This is a genomic window from Stenotrophomonas sp. HMWF003 (assembly GCF_003061285.1).
Classification (GTDB): Bacteria; Pseudomonadota; Gammaproteobacteria; order Xanthomonadales; family Xanthomonadaceae; genus Stenotrophomonas; species Stenotrophomonas maltophilia_AP.
Map to the genome: position 1 here is coordinate 565 of NZ_QAIW01000337.1, position 596 is coordinate 1,160.

At 70.1% G+C, this 596-nt stretch carries 1 protein-coding gene; it reads left to right on the forward strand.

The window, feature by feature from the left end:
- The coding region (locus tag DBR34_RS13530; RefSeq protein ID WP_258223920.1) for a sigma-54 factor interaction domain-containing protein at nt 1-596 on the forward strand (596 nt) is incomplete at both ends.

A 596-nucleotide genomic window follows, 5' to 3' on the forward strand; every position in this document is an offset into this window, starting at 1 on the left:
GCGCCGCTGGACCTGGGCCGCATCGTCCAGCGCCTGCAGCAACTGGCCGGCGACGCCGCACAGCCCCCCACCCACGGACCGCAGCAGCTGATCGGCGACAGCGCCGTGCTGCAGGTCGCGCGCAGCGCCATCCGCAAGTTTGCCCCGGTCGACCTGCCGGTACTCATCACCGGCGAAACCGGCACCGGCAAGGAACTGGCCGCTCAGGCCCTGCACGCATTGTCGCCGCGCCATGCCCGGCCATTCCTGGCCGTCAACTGTGGCGCCATCCCGGCCGCGCTGGTCCAGTCCGAACTGTTCGGCCACGAACGTGGCGCCTTCACCGGCGCCGCCAACCGCCGGCTGGGCCTGTTCGAGACCGCCAGCGGCGGCACCGTCTTCCTCGATGAAATCGGTGATCTCCCGCTGGATGCACAGACCAACCTGCTGCGCGTGCTGCAGGAAGGCACCGTCGAACGGGTCGGCAGCAACAAACCGCTGGCGGTGGATGTGCGGGTGCTGGCCGCCACCCACGTGGACCTGGAACAGGCGGTGGAGCGCGGGCAGTTCCGCCGCGACCTGTTCTACCGCTTGAACGTGCTGCGCCTGCCATTGCC